The sequence below is a fragment of the Ruegeria sp. C9 genome (genome assembly GCF_056537585.1).
The window spans coordinates 323,610-346,157 of record NZ_JBQFRU010000006.1 but is presented as its reverse complement, the minus strand read 5'-3'; the positions used below and the strand labels follow the sequence as shown (position 1 = coordinate 346,157).

At 52.6% G+C, this 22,548-nt stretch carries 8 protein-coding genes and 1 pseudogene; 5 read left to right on the top strand and 4 right to left on the bottom strand.

Going from position 1 to position 22,548, the window contains the following annotated elements; genetic code table 11:
• Window positions 1–41: 41 nt before the first annotated feature.
• The 5 genes from ACR0NE_RS17375 to ACR0NE_RS17355 are packed head-to-tail and all read left to right on the top strand — an operon-like array spanning window position 42 to window position 5,701.
• Complete coding sequence (locus ACR0NE_RS17375) at window positions 42–3,101, top strand: DEAD/DEAH box helicase (protein ID WP_170597760.1); 3,060 nt, start codon at window positions 42–44, stop codon at window positions 3,099–3,101.
• 41 nt (window positions 3,102–3,142) lie between these two features.
• Window positions 3,143–3,841, top strand: coding sequence for a hypothetical protein (locus ACR0NE_RS17370; RefSeq protein ID WP_170597756.1), 699 nt, complete (start codon window positions 3,143–3,145; stop codon window positions 3,839–3,841).
• Window positions 3,838–4,266, top strand: coding sequence for a hypothetical protein (locus ACR0NE_RS17365; protein WP_170597754.1), 429 nt, complete (start codon window positions 3,838–3,840; stop codon window positions 4,264–4,266). Before ACR0NE_RS17370 ends, ACR0NE_RS17365 begins: the two co-directional genes overlap by 4 nt.
• Entirely contained in the window at window positions 4,250–4,711 is a 462-nt protein-coding gene (locus tag ACR0NE_RS17360) for a TniQ family protein (RefSeq protein WP_170597752.1), read from the top strand. Before ACR0NE_RS17365 ends, ACR0NE_RS17360 begins: the two co-directional genes overlap by 17 nt.
• A 9-nt stretch (window positions 4,712–4,720) precedes the next feature.
• Entirely contained in the window at window positions 4,721–5,701 is a 981-nt protein-coding gene (locus tag ACR0NE_RS17355; RefSeq protein WP_170597750.1) for a pentapeptide repeat-containing protein, read from the top strand.
• A 69-nt stretch (window positions 5,702–5,770) separates the two neighbouring features.
• Here the strand turns inward: ACR0NE_RS17355 and ACR0NE_RS17350 are convergent.
• From ACR0NE_RS17350 to ACR0NE_RS17335, 4 genes and pseudogenes are all read right to left on the bottom strand, one after another.
• Window positions 5,771–5,851: pseudogene (locus tag ACR0NE_RS17350) on the bottom strand (integrase core domain-containing protein); the annotation flags it as partial.
• A gap of 129 nt (window positions 5,852–5,980) precedes the next feature.
• Window positions 5,981–6,550: a peptidoglycan recognition protein family protein gene (locus ACR0NE_RS17345; protein ID WP_170597749.1), complete on the bottom strand. Its 570-nt coding sequence runs from the start codon at window positions 6,548–6,550 to the stop codon at window positions 5,981–5,983.
• 2 nt (window positions 6,551–6,552) lie between these two features.
• Window positions 6,553–12,117 (bottom strand): hypothetical protein, encoded by a 5,565-nt coding sequence (locus ACR0NE_RS17340; protein ID WP_170597748.1) that lies wholly within the window; start codon window positions 12,115–12,117, stop codon window positions 6,553–6,555.
• Complete coding sequence (locus tag ACR0NE_RS17335; protein WP_170597746.1) at window positions 12,098–21,712, bottom strand: coiled-coil domain-containing protein; 9,615 nt, start codon at window positions 21,710–21,712, stop codon at window positions 12,098–12,100. Before ACR0NE_RS17335 ends, ACR0NE_RS17340 begins: the two co-directional genes overlap by 20 nt.
• Between the last annotated feature and the right edge of the window lie 836 nt (window positions 21,713–22,548).

Genomic DNA, 22,548 nt, shown 5'->3' with positions numbered 1-22,548 from the left:
AGTCCCGACTGATCCTTGCAGCAGTTCAAGCGCGCGCAAAGATGCACGAGTTTCGTGCAGCCCAAGAAGACCATGTCCCGTTCAGGCGTTCGCCTGAGACGCTCTTCCCGTTGGCGGTGGGTATTCTCCACGACGCAGCCAGCTCCATCGCCGAGCGTTTCATCGAACAGGCGGAAGGTCCCGTCGCTCCCTCTGCCTGGGAAGACGACGATGGTTCGATAGGACAGATGGTGCGGTTCTCGGCAACGTTTTTCGACGCCTTCTTAGAGTCACATCTCAATGCCGAACTCACGACGGAATTCTCTTTGCTCTGTGCGGCGTCCTACTACCTGGCAGATAGCGTGGGCAGTGCCGTGGTCGTTGCCGGAAGGTCCGATGAACCGCCGCTAGAACTAGGACATGGTCTCTCGCGTGTGGCCTGGCACATCCTCCGGAGTGATGCCGGCCCCATCGACGGCACATCTAAGCATACAGATTTCGGCAATCGGCTGCTGGATGCTCTGATGAGGCATTTTAGCCTTGAGGCGGATGCGGAAGAAGAGCTTCGTGCTATGTGCGCTGAATTGCGAGCTGGCGTCTACGAAAACGGATCGGCCCGTGAGGTTGTTTACGCGGATATCGTATCCGCGCTCTGTGCTCGCAAACTGGAAAATGCAGCACGCACCATCCTACCGCCGTCATCGGGTCTGCCGCTTGCCTCATGGGCCGAAGCTTTGCGCAAACCGCGCTTCCCGATGGAGTTATGGCCTGCACAGCGCAGGATTGCCGAGGCGGGCCTTTTCAGGGGTAGCTCCGGCGTTGTGCAGATGCCCACCAGTGCAGGCAAGACCCGCGCAACCGAGCTGATCATCAGGTCAGTGTTTTTGTCGGGGCGCTCCAACCTAGCTGTGATCGTTGCTCCGTTCCGCTCGCTTTGTCATGACATCCGTTCCGATCTAGTGAGCGCGTTTGCGGGTGAGGATGTTGCGCTGGACGAAGCCTCCGACTCGTTCCTGCTCGATGTCGATATCGAAGGTATGTTAGCGCAACGATCGGTTCTGATCGTTACGCCAGAGAAGATGCTTTATATGTTAAGGCGGGCGCCCGAGCTTGCGGCGCGGATCGGACTCGTCATCTACGATGAAGGGCATCAGTTCGAAGGGTTCGCACGCGGCCCAACATACGAACTGCTACTTTCATCGTTGCGGATGACCTTGGCACAGGAAGCACAAGTGGTCCTGATCTCTGCGGTCATCGGGAATGCGCCAGTGATCGCGGAATGGCTTGTCGGAGACGCAACTGCTGTGATCAGCGGAGAAGGCATGCTTCCGACCACCAAGAGCATCGCGTTTGCAAGTTGGGAATATGAGCGCGGACAACTACAGTACGTCAGTCCGGATGATCCTGAGGAACAGGAGTTTTTTGTTCCCCGTATTGTCACGCAATCCAATCTCTCCTTGAAGCCTCGTGAGCGTGCAGAGCGCATCTTCCCGGAACGCGGTGGCACCAATGAGAGCGCGGAAGTCGGGCTATATCTTGGGCTTCACATGGTCGAGCGAGGAAGCGTCGCGCTGTTCCGCGGAACCCCGGGAAATGTAACTACACTCTGTCGACGAGTTGCAGATATCTTCGATCGCATGGTTGCACTGCCGCGACCGATCGATTTCTCGAACGCGGCTGAGATCTCACGACTCACGAATTTGGCAAAATTGAACCTTGGTTCTGATCAGGACGAAACCAAAGCCTCAGCACTCGGGATTCTTGCTCATCACGGCAATACGCCTCAGGGGCTACGCCTTTCCGTCGAACATGCCATGAAGGAAGGGCATGCAAAGTTCGTGATCTGCACATCGACCTTGGCGCAAGGTGTCAATTTCCCAATTCGGTACCTTATCGTTACGACAACCCAGCAGGGTAAGGAGAAGATTAAGGTACGCGACTTCCACAACCTGATGGGCAGAGCGGGACGCGCCGGCATGCACACAGAAGGCAGTGTAATCTTTTCGGCGCCATCGATCTTCGATCAGCGACGCAGTCAAGACGGACGCTGGCGTTGGAATGCCACCAAGAACCTACTTGATCCCGCACAAGCCGAGCCATCTCGCAGCAGCATCTTGGATTTGTTTGATGAGTACGAACAGACCCGTAGGCGCAAGCTCACGTTTCCGGCTGGTTGGCTCAACCTAGCTTTTGCAACCCACGCGGAAGTCGACACTGCAGTGGACACGATCAAGGAGCGTTTTGACTGGGTCGACGTCGATATGTTGAAGGCTTTTGTGGCCGATCGTGCACGCGCTATTCAGCGGATTGCTGCTTATCTCGCGGCCTACGTGGATTTCAATGGTGACTTGGCAGCGGAGAGGGTCGACGAACTAGCCCGCAACACTTTGGCTTGGCACCTGGCTGACGACGCTATGCGTGACAAACTCCTCGAAGTGTTCCGAATGACTGCGAAGGCTATCGAGGAGGCAGGCGACGATGAACTACGTGCTTTGATCAGAAAATCACCTCTGCCACCTGCGGACGTTTTTGCCCTCAAAGATTGGACAAACGCACAAACTCAAACGCTTGTAGATGCCGCCGAGCGAGGGGAGCTTGTCGAGGCAATTTATGTGGAGGCCCGCCAATATGTGACCTCGAAAGCGTTATCCAAGCTCACCGACCAGAACCAAATCCTCCCAACTTTGAAGGCATGGATAGAAGGACAATCATTCGACGCCATTGGACAGGTGCTTCGTGCGGCCAATGTTCGGAGCAGCAATCGTCACATTAGCGCAAACCACGTGGTTGCCATCTGCGAGGGTGCTTTCGCGTTTGAACTCGCTATGGTCGTGGCATCAATGGCTGATCTCGTACAACCCATGGATGAAAATCTCTACAACGAGTTGGCTCTACTCCAACGGCATATAAAGAATGGTCTCAGTAGCGCTGCCGCGCTCGCCTTTAGCGAAGCTGGTTTCAAGGACCGCGTAGTCGCCCAGGCTCTCGCAGCGGCCTTTGGTGGCGTGAACGATCGCGCGGGAGTCAGGCGCGTCTGCCGCACGCAGCGCGACGAGTTGAATGCGGTTCTTGATGCCTTTCCAGCGTACTTTCAAAGCGTATCCGAAGAACTGCGGAACTGAGTGCCCATTCGCAATGCTCAACCGCAGCCACGGCTAGAGATATGTCTAAAGATGATGACGACGACGATTTCTATCGTCCCCCCGCACCCACCACGGCGGGGCTGATGTTTCCTGCACGCTCAAAATTCACCGTGCGCGGGTTTACCTTGGCCATGACACCTGCCGAAATGTACTGGCGGCAGTTTATTTCAGCCAGTCAACTTGAACGGGTAACCTGCCTACTCGCTCTCGCGGATCCAAATCTTTGGAACCTGCACGATCAGCCGCGTCCTGTCAGCTATATTGATGCCTCGGGGCGTCAACGAATGCATCGCTTTGATTGGCTGGCGGAGTACCGGGATGGATCACGTGTGGCGATGGCCGTCAAACCTAGCGAACGCGTCGAAAAGCTGAGTTTCAGAAGCACGCTCGCCGCGATCCGACGTGATCTGCCAAAGGGGTTTGCTGACAAAGTTTGCCTTATCACAGAGCACAATCACCATCCAAAAGAAGTGAAAAACGCGGAGCTTTTGAACTTCTTTCGACGTTGTCCGGATGAAGAAGCCGATCTTCTCGTTACTGAGACTATCGCGGGTCTCACAGACGAGCTTTCCATCGGTGATCTCATCATACCTCTGGGATTGGGTGCGCGCGGCTTCCGCGCCGCCTTCAGAGCTATTTACGCGGGGCTTCTGCAAGCCAACACGCGTGAACTCATTTCCACCAATACAATCGTCGCCCCGGGAAAGGACAGGCCATGAAAGATATCCAATATCAGCTCAACATCAGCCTCGAAGATGCGGTCGTCGGAAAAGGTGAACTACACTTTGTTCAAAAGGTTACGGAAGACACGGTTGCACTGCTCGCAAATCAGGCGGGCGCTGTTCCACTAACGTTTACCCATGAGGAACTCGCCAGGCTGCTCGAAGATGGGCATTTCTCGATCGAGTATGGTTATTTCTCCGATCGCCAGGCCGCGCGTCGCGCGCGGGCTGGTCGGGCATTGCTCTCGCGCTTGTCTCTCAAAACCCAGCTCTTGGCGTTCCAAGGTGAGGCCTGGTGTGACGCGATGCGCGAAGGGGAAGAGGAAGGGTGGTTCAACCGATCTTCAAAACGGTGGTTTGAGTTTCTGCCGAAGCTGCATGAGCGCGTGAAGCAGAAGCTTCAGGATGAGGTCCCCCCTTAACCCTATTCTCCCCCTTATCAAGGGGGAGACACCCTCAGGTTACGTAAGTCGAGTGGCGCGGCTCTATCGGACCACACCGCGCGATCTCTGTTCGGATCTTGGAATGCGATGGCCATTTCTCTGCTCCGGGCATGAGGATCAATTGGAGCGTCTCGCATGGTTAACTGGGCAGGATTGTTCGGTGCTGAAAATGTGGTCAGCGACAAAGCTCGCAGCTGGCCGATACCGCGTTGGGCGCACGCATTCCTCAACTGGCGTGTTTCGCAGGACGGCTTCTCGGTTTTGTCCTCTCTGCGTGTCTGAAGCGCGGACACAGTCAGGCGAACACGGCATTTATGAGTTGCTGGAATGGAAGGTTCTCAGCTTGCATCGCTGCGAAAAGCATAGACGGTCCCACGCTGCGTGGCTACAGTCAATTGCACTGACTAGGCTCCTTGACTACTAGAATGCATGCATGATCGAAGCTAGCGAAGTAACTTACGACGACATATCCGAATACCGTGCGCCTTCTGAAACGCTAGTCGGCAAAGACATCCTATTAGAAGAAGTTTATGAACGCATTGAGCGAGCGGAGACTGCAGAACTGAAGTCGGAAATTTTGGGCGCTTTAGACTTGAGGAATTGTCTAATTTTGGGTTTGAACCTTGATGGAGTTGTGTTTTCCCATGGAACCCTTGATCAACCAACCGACCTGAGCGGAGCGTTTTTTGCAGATTGCTCCCTTGTGGATTCGAACTTTTGTGGATGTCGGTTATCGTCCGCTCGCTTTGCAAAGTGCGACCTTTCGAATTCGTGGTTCATTCTGGCAGAGCTAAACGGGGCAACAATAGACGAAAGCGAGTTAGACAACGCAAACTTTAGCGAGGCGAATTTCGCGGGTATCAGGCTCCATAGGAATAGATATCAAGCAGGAGTTCACAAACAGCTTAACGACGGTACAGACACAGTTCGTAAGAGCACAGTAGATCGATTCTTCGATTGGTCACTGATCCGCTTTATTAGCGCTATTCCACTGTTTGGAGTGTCGTGGATTGGATTTTTGAGTTCGTTGTCGCTCATAAATGCCATTGGTTTCGCAAACATATACTATAACGAGTTGAGCTTTTTGGTCGAGCCGATAGAAGTGCCGTACGGTCTGATTAATGTGTTGATCACGACAGTGTTTTTGACCATCGCATCTTCCCTTTATCGATTGACTTGTCCAGGCAGAGTTCAAGAATTCTCTGAGACACAATGGGTAGAGCAGAACAATTTTCCGAGGCTCCAGTATTTCGAAAAGAGTTTGGAGACTCGCATCCGCTTTAGAGCATTTCAGATGCTCATCTATCTCACCTTGGTTATAGGGCTTGTCCTGACGCTCTTGCTTGTTTTTGAGCGCACCCAATTGGCATTCTGCTACTGGAAACAACCGGACAATGCAGTCGCGTGCCACTAAGTGATGGACTGACCATACGCACCGACCAAATCTATTGATGGGAAGATACAATTCCGATCCATCAGCTGACGAGTTGAAGAGCGTCTCGTTCGGGCATTCATCACGCAGCTTGCCGTTTAAGCTTTCGATCAACGCATTCTGTTGGGGCTTGCTTCCGCGAAGCCCTTATTGATTAGGGAAAATGTTTTATGTCCCCGGCTGAAAATCACGTGACAATCCTGTACGGTGACTTCAAATTAACACCAACACTAGGGCTGCGGACTATGAATCTGTAGGGTATCAATCGATGCCGGAAAGGGCTGCATCCCAAGGGAAGTTTTCGCCCGGATCCATTTTTACTTTGTACGTATTGCCACCGCAGTCGAAGGTTCGATCATCTACGGCGCTGTGTGCCATAAACTGATTTCGCTTCAGATCATGGCGCACTGCAAGCTCGGTCAACAGACTGTTCAACGCGCTCATCATCGCATCCGGAAACTCGTCTTTCCCATTACCGCGGTGCACCAACTCGATTCCGATCGAGGATTGATTGTGCCCGATCGCATGGTTAGCAACCTCATCAGTCGATATCGATTCTACCTGAGTTCCGCTCTGGTCGATTATGAAATGGATGCCGACTACAGGCTGTTTTTCAAACCATTCCTTCCAGAACGCAGCATCGTTTCCGGCTCCAGAGAATTCTAATACTCCATTGGGGCAATCGGCTATTGGTCCACCGATTGTATGAATGATCACCTTGTCTATGACATCACGTTTATCCCCGGAATCCTTTGCCGCAACTTGAACACCGAACAAGGAAATCACGAAGGTTGTCAAAAGTGCTTTAGCAATCGGCATAATATTCTCCATGGTTACTGTATCGTGGGATGGCGTCGGTTGTCTTCAAGCATTGGGACTGGCAATTTGGCCATATACCTACGGCTGTTAGCCGAGGCGATCCTTGGTTCGGGATTCTCGGTGTCATAGGTCGTCGGCGGACGATATGCGCGTTCTTCGATCAAAATGCTAAAATCCAGACCGGCATCATCAACCACACTTTTTCGCAACCGAAACTCAGTCGACCACTTTGCCAGCCCGTTATGCGATTGTTTGGGCAAGGCAGATGTTTCCGCCGAGATCTTTGTTATTCCCGATTCTCGATCTCGCCCAATGAGTTGGAAGTGCATTTGTGTAAACACCTTTTCATCCAGGCGTTCGCCGGCCTCAAATGACAGGTCGAAAGTTGCCGGACCAGTGACTTTGACTGGGATCGGTACCCATTCGGTAGTGCCCGTCTGGTCTGGCATCGGAGGAAGACGCTCAGCACGCGCTTCGCGGTTGGTAAGAAGTTGGAAATGATAGGGTTCAGCGGGTTCCGAAACTTGCAGATCGCGCGGCGCGTGTTCCTGGTAGCGGACAACGCCCAGACGAATGAAGGGGGCAATCATCGGCCCGGGATCAAGGGTCACATCGACATACCACTGCTCTCGGTCTATATCAAAGCGCGGTTCGTAGGTAAGCAAATCTACATTGAGATAGCGCTGACGACGTGGTTCTGGCGCGTCGTATTTGCCTTGCTCTTCTTTCTCGTCGTCAGTTTCCTTCTGCGCTTCGTCATCAGCTTCTTTCGTTTCAGGAATTGGCATTGCGACGTTGGGAACAAAAGTAGCATCCGGTCGACGCGCGACAGTATCTTCTATTGTACTGGGAAACAGAAAATCCGCGAAGACCGATTTTGGAATGATCCAATTCCGCCAACCTCGGCTCGGGAACTCTTCCGCCGGGTCAGAGCCCCAGCGGGAAACAAATTGACCGGCGCCGGTCATATGCCGCTCTTCGAATGCGTCAAGGGCCATCCAGTCGATTTCCCGACGTGGCTCCGGACTATCAGCGACCGAGGGTCGCACGAATAATTCCCGCCCGGTTTTTTTCAACCCCAAGGCCACGGTTTCGGCTTTTCTATCCATCGGTGGCCAAATGACGATTCCAAGTTTTTCGCCTTCACCGGAGCTAAACCATGGTCTCTTGAGCCACAAGCGGACACGCGAGACCCGCTTGCTGGTCATATGCGGAAACGGTTTGGCCTCTTTAGAAAGAACTTCGGCGATTTTTGGATGCGCTTCTGCCGCCGGAACAGGTTTGGCCGGTCTCTCAGATGCAGGAAGCCAAACCGAAACGGTCTTAATTCCATCTAGGGGAAGGACATCTTCCAGCGGTTCACCGGGCACAAACGTACTGCCGGCAATCGTTGGGCGCGACGTAAAATCTGCCTCAAACCGACTGATCGCGCGGAATTGCAGCTTGACGTGACGCGCGCGTGTATCTGCAAACAGAGGAGTTATTCGCGCATCGATATCGCCGGGTGCGTTGCCCTCAACCTCACGACCAAAAAGCGAATGCAGGGAAACCAACTCACGTCCCCCAACCTTGTCATCTGGCATGGGAACTGATTTGGGCAGGTTGGTGAATTGCGCCCAGGATGCGACATCAGACCGGAAACTGGGCCGGCCTTTCCGGTCTATCTTAAAGCCATAAATTTCGCCAGTTTTCTGGAACTGCGTAGACTCTGCCTTTTCGGACTTAGGATACTCACCGCGCTGGATGCTGGCAATACCACGAGTTCGGCCAGTATCATCGAAAGCACCACCTTTGATGGCTATCGCCTCTGCCAAAATCTCGAACGCGCTAGTTGAACTTAAATCTAGCTCTAGATACCCGCCCAGATCGACCTCGGTTCCGCCTGTTATTACATTGGCGTCTTGGTGGTCAGACGAAGCAAACCAACCCGAGGGTAGCCGTTCGATAGTATCGGTTACGGCGGGTCCCAATGCTCGCATCATATCCGGAAGGTCCTCAGTCACTCGCCGGAGGTTCAGCGAAGTCTGCTCTAAAGCCGGAACGTCGATCGGCACACGCGCGGGTCGCGTTATTGCGTGGCGGACATCAATTGAACGCACACGGGAGAGTTCGGGAATGGGTCGCGTCGCAAGCGCTGAATAAAGTTGTTTCGCCAGTTCTGTTAAGGCTGCATGACTCGGAGCTCGCTGACCAAGCAGGCCGCAATTCTGTTCGCCTTGCTCGTTGTTTTCACACGAGCCGAACAGCTCCCCAATATCCCCCAACGTCTCACAAAAGGCACCCGTTTCTCGAAGAGTTGCAGCTGTATCTACCAGCTCAGACCATCCGGTCAGGGCATCAACGGAAGGTCGGCACCAAAGATCGAGCATGTAAGTACTCCCGGCCGGAATCTTCAATATCACCTCGCAGCAAGTGACGCCTTCCACCAAAGCAAGTGTTTTTGATTTTTCTATTTCAGGAGCCTTGAGTTTTGTCTCCCGCTTCAAACGCAGGGCGATGGGTTGGACCTCCGGGTATCTGGCAACTTCTACGAAAGCTACACAAAGCGCGACGTCGCCGTCTTCACCGACAGCGGTCTCAGGCTTGCGCAGGCGGATCACCAGTTCGGAGGCCATCGGATCCGGGTAACAAGGAACCGTCCGACCAAGGCGCAGTGTTTTCGTCCTTCTGGAAGCAAAAACAGTATCGCCTGTTGGTGTTTCTGGTAGCGGCGGCTGTTTCCCAGCCGGCGCGCCAGCTTTCTGCCAGCGTTCTAGATCGCGCGACCATTCGCGCATCGCTTTCAGCCAATCTGCCCCGTCATCAAAAGCAGCGCTGACAATCGCGTTTCGGTCCGCCGCCGCGCCCAGATCATGGCGCAAGATCGGGGCACCGCCCCAGCCTGCGTCCATATGAATATCACGAAGACCATCGCGCGGGCGATCTACTGTGACACGCCGATGATAGGCCGTACGCCAGGGGGGCAGGTCTGATACAGATTCGATACGAGGGTTCACAACGTTGAACCAATAGGGGCCGACCTCATCAAACAATCCGTGTTGTTCTGCAGCTTCCAAATTCAAGAACGACGGCAAGACGATCCTGGTTATTGTGTCGGATCCAATAAGATCAAAGGTGGCGTCGTCGTTTACGCGCGATCGCAGGATCACGGTACCAGATGTTTGGGGCAGGTAGTCCGAAGGATTATCAACCCGGTAACGCCGAATTTCTTCATCAGCTTCGGATTTGGGTATCGCCACACTAACCGGTGCGATTGCTTCACTGCGAAGGAAGCGGCGCCCTTCCACCGGCACATTCGGATCATCCTGGGGCGGAAGCGCGGCATTGGGAGTATCGAGAAACGCTTGGCGCGCACTTTCAGCGTCTAATGTGCCGCCTCCAAGATATACGGCGCGAAAACCAAGACGCCCGGGTTGGCCGAAACGCAAAGGCGCGACCAAATCGGATTCCGAGACATCTTCATCCGCAGCGCTGAGCAGGTCTATTTCACGATTCATCGAGATGTCTTGCTCGGGGTCAATTGGACAATCGCGTTCCGACAACCCCGTCTCAATTCCCATCGGATCACCGAGGTAGGACAGCTCCGCCTCACTAACTTTTGCGATTAAACTGCGTTGGGCTCCTTCGCCCAAAAGCTTCGCCTGCGGCACTGATCGATCAACCGCGGCTTGTGCAAATTTGCGTTCACCCGGTCGATAAAAAGGGGCAATCAAAGCGTCAACATCGTCAATACCAGCAAGCTTGGTTTGGCCGTAGTGAATTCGCCGAGCGGTTAGAAGGTGCCAAGTTGTGATGTCATTGTCGTTCTCGTCGCGATGCAACAAGCCATAGGTCGGCAATCGACCTACCGTCAAATCGGTCGCATCGACATATCGTGCTTCGGAGTTCTGCGTGCATGCCGCACGAGATGCGCCAACCTGGCGGGACAACTCCGAAGAGCAAGCGAAGTTCAGAACTGATAGTCCGCCGGAGCGTAAACAAGAAGGTTCGATGTATTCAGTGTCAACGGCTTCGTTCCACTCTTCGGTTGGGTCTGCTTCACTACGTCTCATCGTATCGCCCACGAGTCCCATCAACCGATCGGCCCGGCTGCCTGCATCCTGAGCAGCCGACTGTACATCTATGGAAACGGTCTCAAACCTCGGGCGCCCCTTTTTTGTTCGGGCTCCTAACAAAAACACCCCATTACTTTGGGTGAGGGCGCGAGAAATCTCATCTGAATCAACACCTGCAATGCGCAGGATGACTTCTTCGCGAGTTGTTGGCAGAAACTGCACGACCTTACCCCCATTGATCCGCGCTTTCGCCAAGGTCCAAATGCAGCGGTTTTGCTGGCTGACCGCTAACTCATTAGATGCGAAACGTATGAAGCAAAAAACCTCACCATCCTGACCTCCCAATTCCAACGCGAGTTCAGTGGCATCAATCTTGAGATCTACAAAGGTTCGAAACAAGCGACCGAGGTCTGGCGTTTCGTCAAGATTGAACAACCGCTTGGCTGCCAAGTTAGGTTTTTTGAGCTTTCCTTCAGTCGCTAAATCTTCGTCAGGTTTTTTGTATTGCTTTGATTCTTCGTCGCTGCTGTCGCGCGCTTTTACCGAGCGCTGCAGCTCTGCGAATTCGATCTCACCAATCGCGTTCGCCAGCAGAAATTGCTTCCGCAATGAAAGTAGTTCTTTGTAAATCGAAGCAATATTTCCGTTCAGATGCGAGCAGGCGCAGCTTTCAGTATCAAGCTGTTCGGTGATTTTCTTCGCAATTTCCGCGATCACCTCGGAGCCGCAGGTACCAGCCCCTTCGCCTTGCGTCACCGCACATGCGGCACGCGCCTCATCAAGTGCGGCCACCGCCATCTTGCGTTTCTTAGCAAGGGTGTCAATTTGGGTTACGTCGCTGCCCTTGACCTGGATATCTGTGCCAATCGCCTGTTCGTCGCTTTCTTTTGCGTCAAGTTCGGCAAGTAGTTCTTTGTATTCTGTCCAGCTGCTGAGGGCGGTTTCTGCACTTGACCGGGCGATTTCGGATAAAGTCGCGCGTGCTGCAACAGGATCATTCGAGAGCGCAAGATAAAGTGCTTCTATCGCGCGTGCCATCTTGGTCAGCAATGCGATGTCGCCTTCTTTACCCGACATGCAAACCATCGAAACAGGAGGGCCCTTTTTCATCGCCTCGTCGAAAGTGTTCAATCCCTTGATCAAGGAAGCCCAATTGCCTTTGCCGTCATTCGTTTCAGGGATCAGTTTATCCCACAGCAAACACGCATCCGATGCGTCGGAGCGTCTGTTCCAGAGCGCGGCACCAATCCTGCGATCCGACTGTTTTGGAGGAGGCAGGAGTTTTGCATTCGCGTCAGAGGGGATCACAGCTATTTCGAAGGCTGTTCCAAGCGCGCGATCCACAATTTGGTCAATTTTCTGTGGCCAGATTGAGACGGGCAGCACACCGTCCCCGCTGTCTTTGAGAGGACGCAATGCCAAGGTGATTTTGACGTCGTCGCCGAATACTCCACTTGGCACCGTTCGGGCTAGTACGTCGACCTTTGCGTCTGGTTCGGTGATATTACCGTTTGCTGGGATCAATTGCGTAGCTCCTTGCACGATGGCTGGCGAAATAGCTTTTCCAGACCTGGTAGTCTTGGTCTTGTCTGCGCGTATTAACGCGTATGGCAGCGGTGGAAGACGGTTTGTCGGGCCCATTCAGACTGGCGTAACGCACTGGGTTTGGCCCCCATAGACTCGCCGATTGTTCGGCACCGGCAGAGGAGAAACCCTTGCCCTCTTTTTTGAAGAGCGTGATCGAGAATTCGACTTTAGCGATTCCGACAGAGAACGAGAATGTGAAGACGGCTGATCCTGTCATTGAGCCTGAACCATCCATCCCCATCGTAACGAGCAGGCTAGCTGAAATTCCGAATATCGCGACCCGACCGGACCCACCCGCAAAAAAATCACCCGACATTTCGGTGAAGCTGCCCATCTTGCGAATGAAGACGCCAACGGTCACGCGCCCTTCCAGCGTTAGCGGGCCATAGGCTATGGCCCCGCCGCCACCAAAAACAAAGCTCGCATCGAAGCCCGTGATGCGCCGCCCGTCAGAAGTAAGCTGAAAGTGCCCACCTCCACCCCAAATTCCTGCAATGATAACAAAAGGATCATCCCTTGATGACAAAGCGGCACCAAACAGCGCCTTTCGGTTTTCGAAGGGTAAAATGGCCAGTGCCGATAGGCCAATATTCATGAATGTCACACCGCCCAAATTGATGGCAGCAATGTTGAGCCTATAACCCGCCTCGATCCCCAAAACACTGGTTGCAGGTTTCACATAGGCACCGCCGGAGCTTGCCGAGAGTGATTTTGCCAACTCTTGGACAAACTCCAGCTCCTTACCGATTTCGTAGCGAACAAAATCGATGGAAAAAGTCGGATCGCGCCCAAGTTGCCATCCCATACGCGCTTCGGAGAAATAGAGTGTGATGGCATCGAACCCGCCAAGTAGCTTAATTTTGAATGGCGAGAGGATGGCTTCGGCGTTTGCCTCAACTGGGAGGTTCGACGAGCCGTCACCAAAGATCGCGTCACCGACATCAATTGTGGTCTTTGAAACAACCCCGAATGAACCAGGCTCACCCGGAGTTGGTTCAAAAATGCCACCGAAACCACGGATTGGCGCGTTGAAGCGCATGGTAGTGGTCAGCCTAGTCGGAACGATTTTGCGTATCTGGGTCTCGATGAGTTGACGCACATTGCCCAAGTCGATCAGGGTAGAAATATCCGAGCGAATTATCTGATTGAGAGTCGTGTCAATGCTTTCCACGATCTGAAACAAGGAAATTGTGCTGGCGTCGGCGGACCAGCGCGCGACTATGGTGCGAAGCGCACGTGTCTTCTCTGAACCAGGATCATCGGAATTTAGCGTGGAAATCCAGCTCTGCTCTTCCGCCAACAAATCTGCTGGCTGTGTTTGGGACACTTTCAGAAACCCGACCTTCTGACTGTAGACATTTTCCAGAGGCAGATCGGGATCGCTAACAGCGACGAACAGATGACGTGCATCGATCGGCTGTGATCCGGGAGCAAGCGGGATGCCTAGGAACTCTAGCGCCTGATTCAAAAAGCTTTCTGTTTCACTCGTCATAGTGGAAAGGATCGTAAACCGTGTCTTAGCAAGAGCATCAAAAAACGCCTCTCCCGCATCCAATCTACCTGCCTGGAAAACCGTTCCTACTACAAAGTCGATGGCTTGGCCGACCTGCGAATCAAGACTGGTCTGTAGTGACGCGAGAGTGTGAGCGGCATCTGCAATGACGACATCGCGCACATTCTCTGCGGCAGAACCAGCGGTGTCCTTGATTTCATCTAGAAGACTTTTGACGGCATTTTTGGCATCGAATCTGAGCGCCTTTTTGATTGCGTCTACCGCTTCAAAGCGGTCTTCAAGGCTACCACCACGTGCAGTTTCGAACGCTTTTAAGGCCGAGGAGATCTCACCCAGTCTCGTCCTAATCGTTTCAGGCTGCTTGATCTCCGAAAGTTCAACCCGCAGTGCTGAAAACTCTTCTGCTATGGGGTGAAGAATGGAGTAGTTGGCTGCCAAACTATTGAGTTCGGCTGCGGCTGCACTGACAAGCTCAAGGACTTCGATCCTCGCTTTGGTGATTTCATCGTCCGCTTGAGCGGCAATATTCGGAAGGCGGTCAATCTCGATCAACACCATTTCGATCAAACTCTGCGCCAGCCCAGCCAAATTGGCCTCAACTTCGCCAGCCAAATCAATCAGCGCTCGCCTCAGATTGACCAGCGATTGGACCTTCGCTGGGGCGGCGTCATTCAGCAGTTCGTTGATCTTGGCTTGCGCGTTCTGGAAATCATCCAAGCTCAGTTGATCAAAAGTCACTTTGTAGGCATTCGCAGCCCTTTCCAAGGCCGCGAACATACCTTCGATCAATTCGGGCCAGGCGCGCAGCATGGCCAGAAGCTCCGTTTTAGGGAATGTAACGACCAGAGCTTCGTAGGTCTCGATACTTGGGTTGGCCTCTGCAGTATCGATAGCATTTTGCGCGGTTTGCTTGGCATCAAGGAACGATTGGTAAGCCCGGTTTGCGCGGGCTTGTTGCCGTGCAAAGTCGGCGAACAGTGTTCCTGCAATGATCCGCATGTTTTCGGCGGCATCGCGAATCTGTGCTAGTTCGTCTTCCGTCTCAAGCCCGAGGGCCAAAAACTCACCAACAAACCTGCGCTCAGCTGCAAGAAACCCACCAATCACCGAGCCATCGCCCAGCAAAAACCTTCTTAGTGGACTAAAACCGATCTCGCGTCGCAGATCGGATTGGCCTTGAGCCAGTGCGGCATCGACTAATTGAAGAGCTTCGTTGATATCTTCAACGGTGCTTTCCGTTTCTTTCAACAAAGATTCGAACTCGGCAATCGGTTCTGCGGTGGTTTTGAGATAAGCAGGGTCAGTAATCGGGACGACAGGTTGTGTAACGCCGGCCATGCTACTAGCCGTCGCAAGGACACAGCTATAAGCATTTAGTATCGGACGGGTTACGCTCAGAACCCCGTCCTCATCGACAAGATTGCCAAGAGTGTTGGTGATTTCGGTCGAAAAACTGCCCGCCACAAACAGAGCATCAATTTCGGCAAATGTGTCGACAATGGCGACGATCTTTCCCTCGATGCTCGTTTCAGTTTGGATCTTATTAAAGTTGATCTTGGTGTTGGTTATTCGCGCACTAAAAGCCTCAGGTGTAATGCCAAAGACTGTTTTAATCGCTTCGTTTTGTAGTCTGGCAAGCTCGATGGCAACTTGGGCAGCAAGCACGGTCGACGCACCTTGCTTTAGCTCGGCCAGACGTATGGCGGCAATCTGAAGCTCGACCAACGCTTCCCAATACTGTAAGGCTTCTCCTTCCAGATTAGCAGCTTCATCCTCAAAATCAGCTGCGATTTGTGCAAGTGCTGATGATTGTTCGATGGAGTTCAAAAGTAGTATGCGTAGATCAAGTTCCTGTATCGCCTCAAAAACCTCATCGAAACTAACTTTGGTTTCAAATGCCTCGTCGATTACTTGCTCGAGGAGGATGGTAATTATTTCTTCGGTAATGCGATCGAATTTCTCATCTATTGCGTCCGCACCACTGCGGCTTGAGAATGGAAGAAGCTTTTGAATTTCAACAACTATAATCTCACGATTTTGGACAATCGCTGAGCTTATCTCATCTAATACTACTTTCTCGATATTCTGCTCTGTGAGAAATTCATCAAAATTTATGGTAAGTTCAGAGAGTCGCTCGACCATTGAGCGTAGGTCCTCAATTTGCCGAAGTTCATCAAGGAAGAGATTTCGTAACTCCAACTTGAGAGGGGAAATAGGATCGTGCGCGACCTGATCTATTGCCACAAGAAGTGCCTTACCAGCAGTCGGAATTGCCATGCTAAGGCTCGCAGCCTTGGCATCGTTATCTTCCTTTGCAACGTTTTCGACAGCCACTCGAAGCCGTGTCAAACCGCTTGCTACACCTGGATAAACACGCCTGATCTCAAGTCGTTCTATCCCTAGATCAAGCGCAGCGCTCAAGAAGGTCTCTTCTACGGTCTCGATACCCTCCAGCAACTCTGGCAACACAGTGCCCCTGAGGAATTGAACGAGCTCAGTAAGGTTCTGTCCAGCTTGATCAAGGCTTTCGCTGATTTGCGGAACGTTGTCGGCAAGTGTGGCCAGAAGAACATCCAGAAGCTCCGTAATTTTGAAAACGCCTAGAATCTTGGCGTTATTGTCGCCTAGGATCTGCTCAAGCACTGTCGATACAGAGGTCGGGGCCTGCACGAAACGAATGTTGTTTATGCGCCCGACACCAGGCACCAAAAGGCTAGCCTCATCACCGGTAGAATTTGCTGGAGACAGTACCTGGCCAAACGCTGGCACTCCATAAACTTCGCCAGAGTTAACAGTCAGGCGTGAACGCGACGTGACCGGACCCTCTTTGCGGGCCAAAACGGCAAGGAATCCGGAAGGACGGCCAATCGCACCAATGCGGTCGCCCTTCCGGCCGACATCCAACGATATTACGCTTAGAATATCTAGTATGGCCTCGATTTCGGGCCTGTTCCCCTGGGCGCCCGACAATTTTTCAGGGTTTGGGTCAGGCAAACCTCTAAGAAGAAACGCCTTGTCGAAGGCTGCGATACAAATCTGTCCTCGTCGACCGCCGGTTAGGCGCGCGATTCTGTCGAGACGAAGTAGGGTAAATTGGATGAATGGGTAGAAGGGCGGCTGATCGCCGGCTGTCAAGAGTGGTCCAAAATCGTAATTTTGACGCGGACTACCCAGAGATTTCAACCGCTCTTCACGGACACGCTTACCCTGTTTGAAAGCATCATTTTCACCTGCGAAATCCCCAGGTGGTACCACAAAGCGACCAGGTCGTCCTTGCGCGCCTATGATCCAGCCCAGAGTTTCGTATCGGCTGTCTCCATCTTCGATTTCCGGGCCATAGCGGCGTGCAGTCCCACCCTGTCGAATGGTTCGCCGGCTGGTCGACGACAGCTTCGCAACCCAGTCCGAATCGTCTTCGTTACGGGGCTGATCGTCAAGGCCATTATAATATTCGACAAGGTTGGCAATGGTTTCCGGGTCGCGAGCAGCCTCGGCGTCAACGAAGATCAGTGGCATCTCCATGCGATCGGGCACATCATCGATCTGTAGTTCAAAGCGCACGTTAGCTGTCTGGATAGGGGCAGTGCGTGGCCAGAAGACTCGCCCTTTTCGTTTCGGTCCAAACAGAATGCGACCATTTGCAGTTTCTTTGATCTCGCCGTCGCTGGGTAGCGGCACAGGCTCGTCAGGATCAACAATATCCGGCGTCTCACGGGTCAGCAGCGTAAGCTTCTCGACCGGCCAGCCGCGCCCACCATCCGGTTGGTCGTACCAGACCGTTTTGTCAGGCTGCGCAACTCGAATAAAAAAACGTTGAACCAGATAGGCGGTCGGTCCCCTTTTACTGCTCGCCGGTGGTTGAATGTATTTGCGTTCGGTTACTTTGACCAAAACCGCGTGGTTTCCGAGCGGGAACAGATAGCCTTTGTAAACAACCTCAACCTTGATATCACGTCCAAGAACCGCGCGATGGCGCCAACGCTTAATGGTTGGGGCTGGAAACAAAGGTCGCCGGTCGCGGGTTTGCGCAGGAGCAGCTGGTTCAAAACTCGTGTCTAAATCTAGTGTGCCGCCCAAAGCAGACAGTCTTAGCTCACTAAACCTCAGTGCCTTCGGGCGATAAATCGCATGGCTATCAAGCGCTTCCAACTCCTTGCCTTCTGCATTGGTTACTGTGTCGACACGCAAGTCAATCAGTTCATAACCATCTGGCGGCACCACCGCATCAGCATCGTTTCGAATTTCCAGCGTTGTAGGGTCGATCTTGCCCATAACAGGTTGACCCGGAACGGAAGTAATTTTGACCAGTTCGTCGCGATCACGGGCGTCCAGACTTGCACGAAAGAGATCAGGACCATTACTTTCAGGTCCTGTTTCCTCAACAATGACGGCCTCTTCGATTTCACCATTCCTTCGCCTAACCCGAGGCAGCGACCACGGCGCCAGCGGCCCTCGCGGTGGTGGTTCATACAATCTAGCCAAGGGGTCGTTGTCGCCGCTAATGCCATCTACGGCCGCGCGGGCTAGATAGGTTTCGGGGCGAAAGTCGTCAGACCAAACCGCACGCAGAAGCGGATTTGGTTGGACTGATGACAAAGAAGCAGTCCAAAGCGGTGCCTCTTCCAGCTCATTAAAATCTTCAGTTTCCGGGGCATCTTCATAAATCTCGGGTTCAACTGGACGGGGCAAAACCCAGATTGCATCTTGCGCTGGCGATAGATTTAGTCGGAACGGCAACTCGATGGAGGTTTCAAAGTCGTGTGGCGGTGTTGAACTGGCGCTCCATATTTCTGCCATCCGTGTGGCCGATGTACTCTGACCGTGCTCGTCTCGCCCGATACCTTGGTGGTGCAGAATCTCAGCAATATTCGTTTCCCGAACTAAGGTGCCATCGGGCTCGCGTTTGTGCTTGACTTCGGCGCGGCGGGGTACCGCCGCAGTTCGATCTGTCCAATCGAGCAATGTGTCCAATTTGAATACCTTTGGACCTTGCACGCCGGGTTGGCCAGGAGGGTCCCATTCGAAAGCCAAACGCGACGGACCTGAGCAGCGTGCGCGTGTTCGCTCCTTGAAGGGCTCAAGTGCACCACCGGCTGGATCTGAATAAAGGAAAACAGCATCCACGAAGAGTTGCCTTGCGCGAGGATGATTAATTGTCTCACGCACCGCGTGAAATTCGGAAAAATTATCAAGAGTATCTTTCGGCAATCCCTCCTGTCGAAAGATGTGGCTTCGCCAGAACTCGCGGAACGCAGCATAATCTGACGCAACTTCATCTTTGAGCTCTGCATATTTTTGCTGAAGCGCAAAACTCTGTACAGCGGGGTTGGCGAAGCCGTTTGGCAATTCGTCCAGATCATTGCTGATCGCAGCTCCGACCTTCGTTTCGGGGTCGACCGTGAATTTCTCTATTTCAATACTCAGTTTGTCGATGCCATTGACGTTGCTGATCGAAATAGGCGGGAGGTTGTCGATAGCAGCTTTCAGGCTTTCGAACTCTACGTCCGCCTCTACATTTAGAAGTCGATTGATCAACCGGTTTGCAGTTTCAGTTAGCAATTCCGGGATGACGATGTCCCACGCGGTTTTAGCAACATCAGGATCAAGGTCTTCGGGCCCCACATAGATGAGTTGATCATCGGGCAAACGTCCGGTTGGGGCATAGTTTTCCTTCGCCGCCTGGTTCACAAGCTTCGAATTAAATTCCAGTAAAGCGCGTATACTCTTTTCGTCACTCAGATGTTTGGTGCTCTTCTCCGGAAGATCAGCAATGATCAGCAAGATCGCCTCGGCATGTTTTCTTAGCGCCTTCCTGGCCTCTATCTTACTCTGTCGATCGCCCTTGCGAAGGGTATTGAAATGACCATGAAGACTGGCGATCTCTGCTGCGCGTTCTTCGATAGGAAGATATTCGACGAGGTCGAAAAAATTGACTCTGGGTAATCCTTTGGCGAAGTTCTCCTGCCTGAAATAGGCTTCTTCCGCCATGTGTTGAGCCGCGAATTCGGCCCTGATGACCGGCCGCATCGAAGAATCTATAGAAGTGGCTGAGCGATTTTCACGGAAGATATCTGAGCTTAGCTCTAGTTCGGCGTTCTCTCCAGTTGCCGAGAGGCGCATATTGCTGAAGCGAAAGTTCAGTGAAAGAAAATCACGCGGTCGGCTGACCCTCAGGTTCACATTGCCGAGAGGCACATCAAGGCCCGGCCGAGCTGCTGCCACGGTAGCAAGCCGATCTCGGGGAATATCTGCAATGATATGGCCGGCACTACGCAGCGACAAACGATTTGGGTCGGTTGGATTTTTATCTGCGTCCCCTCTCGGGTCGTAAATGCCGGATAAGACGTCTTGAAGAAGAAGATAGGGTCGGGGTCCTTCCCCGTGAGCTTCAGCTTTACTGAAAACCTCGGCGTCCCGCAGTTGAACAGGCAACCCGGTCGTCGTTCCCTGCAAACGAAACATCCGAACCTGACCGTTCGTCAGTTGGGTTCGAACGGAAACACCGGCTTGAAAGTGGATAGGGCCGAAGCTGACAGTTGAGAGCTGTGGCACACGGTTGGCTGAGGTGGGCGGTAATACTTTAAGGCTTGTCTTCGGAAGCTGTTCTGGCCCATCCACTTCGACCCCATATTCCTCGTATAGTGGAAGAGGTCGGGCTTCATCATTATCCGCGTGGAACTCAAGTACCCATCCCCGGTTTGGGGGAAGCCTCAGAAGTTTGAGGGATGGTGTGGTTGCCGTGGCCTCATCATCTAATGCCTGTGCGGGACCAGGGTTCTTCTGAAGCAGGGTGGTGTTCAAATTCAGATCCGCCAAAAGCTGTTCCCTGCTTTGAACAGACAATCGCCACTCACTTTCCAGATCAATAGTGACGCTCCTACGTTCCGGTTGATCTAATTCAGAGGTCTTGCGAACGGTGTTGAACCGCAGCCTGACCGTCGGACGAGGTGGGTTTTCGTTTTGGCCTCTCAAAGCAGAGACAGTTAGAGTAGTTTCCAGATCCGACGGTGTTTCAAACCTCTGCGCGGAAAAGTCAGCCTCTCCATCCCATCGCTTTCGCGGCTCAAGCCCGACTAGTGCGCGCGGCCCTCGCACGGCACCACCTCGGTCAGACAGGATTTCGAAATAGGAATCTGCAGCCTTCTGCTGATCCTCAATAATCTTTCCACGCTTCCAGCCAAATTGAAGCGATTGAAATCTGATTGCCTGGTCGGCCAATGTCATCTGGCCAAGCCCTTCATTTAAAGGCCGTACTTGCCAGAACCATTCTGTTTGCTTGTCAATCTGTCTTTGAAGAGAGAGCGCTGTACTGAAGCCTTCGGCATACAACGAGGCGACAAACCGCTTTGATGTGCCCAATGGTCCGCCGCTGATCCGGCTGAAAGTTTCACTTACCCAGCCAGGACCGATAATCAGAGAAAACCCCTTCTCACCTTTCATAACATCGTAAAGCGGAGAGACGCGTTCTCCATCAAATGGTGATGCCGGGAATTCTAAGGCGGTTCGTCGAGACCGATGAACCCAGGTGTTGGTCAGTAGCCGAATTCGCCACAGATTCTTCGAAGTCCCGTCTGCGGATCTGATCGGATCATTAAATACAATGAACTGATGGAAAAGTCTGCGACCATCGCCGCCAAGATCACGATGCAGAAAATGATCTGCTCCTAGGACTGTGATTGTTAGTTCGGTATCTGCGGCAACTGCTTCTCCCTGGTTTCGATCAACTACTGATAGACCGTCTAGCCGAAGTTCGAGCCGATCATCACCAGGCAAACCCAATGGCGCGAACGTCTCGGGACGAAAGGTGAGCGTTGGGTTAGCAGATGAGTTTTGCTTTTCCTCCTGGCTAAGGCGCAATTGGACTAATACTAGTTTGTTTTTTTCATACTTTGTTTCGACGTGAAGGTCTGTAAACGCTTCTGCTGCACGCGCCCCGCCCGGCAAAGTCGCCGCACTTGTAGCGGCACCGACTAGAAATGTCCGTCGGGTAATCGGAAGCTTTGGAAAGCCTTCAGACAAACCTTATTAGTGGCACTTCAATAAGCACCAAAACCAATCTAATTAATCTCAATTTACTTCTCCTCATCGAGGGAGACAAAAGAAACGATTCTGTCTGAAGATGCTCCAACTGATTCGTGATTTTGGCAAGAAAAATTTTTAATCTAAAACTCGGAAGCCAATTAAGTTATTGATTATATTAAGTAAATTTGCACTCTAGCACCTTTTTTTGCTGTTTTTCGATCCGCGGAATCGAACTTCGGTTCCTCCAAGACGAACTCGAATTCGCGGCGGATACGTGCGTGACACTCAACATTCTGAAATGTTTCGTGTTCAATTTAGATCACCAAGTAAGTCAATTGAATCACGAACACCTGTAGGAAATTGATTTCACTAGTCTGAAGTTGATGAGGACAGTTTGGTTAAGTTGCATTTAAAGATGTTCAAGGCGTTAATCACTACTTTCAATAACCAATCATCAGTTTTTACTTGTCTTCCCATATCCCGCCCAATTAAGTTTTGATGTCCAATTCAAGCCTGACCCCTGCTCATGGAAAGTCGTGCTGATGACCGGGAGCCTCCAGATATCAAGCGCCCATCTTTGCGATCTCACCGAGCTTTTCCACTCCGCCACTGGATTTGTTGGGCGACGTCAGGCTCAGCTACACTTCGAAAAAGCAACCTGTCTGAAGTTGCTTTTCACAGCCGATGGTCGCCACGGTAGCGGATGCGGTAACACCACTTTGAGCATTTGATTTCGGCATGATCACGCTCAAGGTTTAACCTGTTTGGCATTTCAAACTTTTATAAGCGCCTAACGTGATTGCTCTGCCGCAAGGTCACTGTCGACTCGTGCA

What these genes read in the sequence shown, in the direction of transcription:
- ACR0NE_RS17370 (WP_170597756.1), top strand. Translation starts at nt 3,143, where the DNA reads ATGTCTAAAGATGATGACGACGACGATTTCTATCGTCCCCCCGCACCC.
- ACR0NE_RS17360 (WP_170597752.1), top strand. Translation starts at nt 4,250, where the DNA reads ATGAGGTCCCCCCTTAACCCTATTCTCCCCCTTATCAAGGGGGAGACA.
- ACR0NE_RS17365 (WP_170597754.1), top strand. Translation starts at nt 3,838, where the DNA reads ATGAAAGATATCCAATATCAGCTCAACATCAGCCTCGAAGATGCGGTC.
- ACR0NE_RS17345 (WP_170597749.1), bottom strand. Translation starts at nt 6,550, where the DNA reads ATGGAGAATATTATGCCGATTGCTAAAGCACTTTTGACAACCTTCGTG.
- ACR0NE_RS17375 (WP_170597760.1), top strand. Translation starts at nt 42, where the DNA reads ATGCACGAGTTTCGTGCAGCCCAAGAAGACCATGTCCCGTTCAGGCGT.
- ACR0NE_RS17355 (WP_170597750.1), top strand. Translation starts at nt 4,721, where the DNA reads ATGATCGAAGCTAGCGAAGTAACTTACGACGACATATCCGAATACCGT.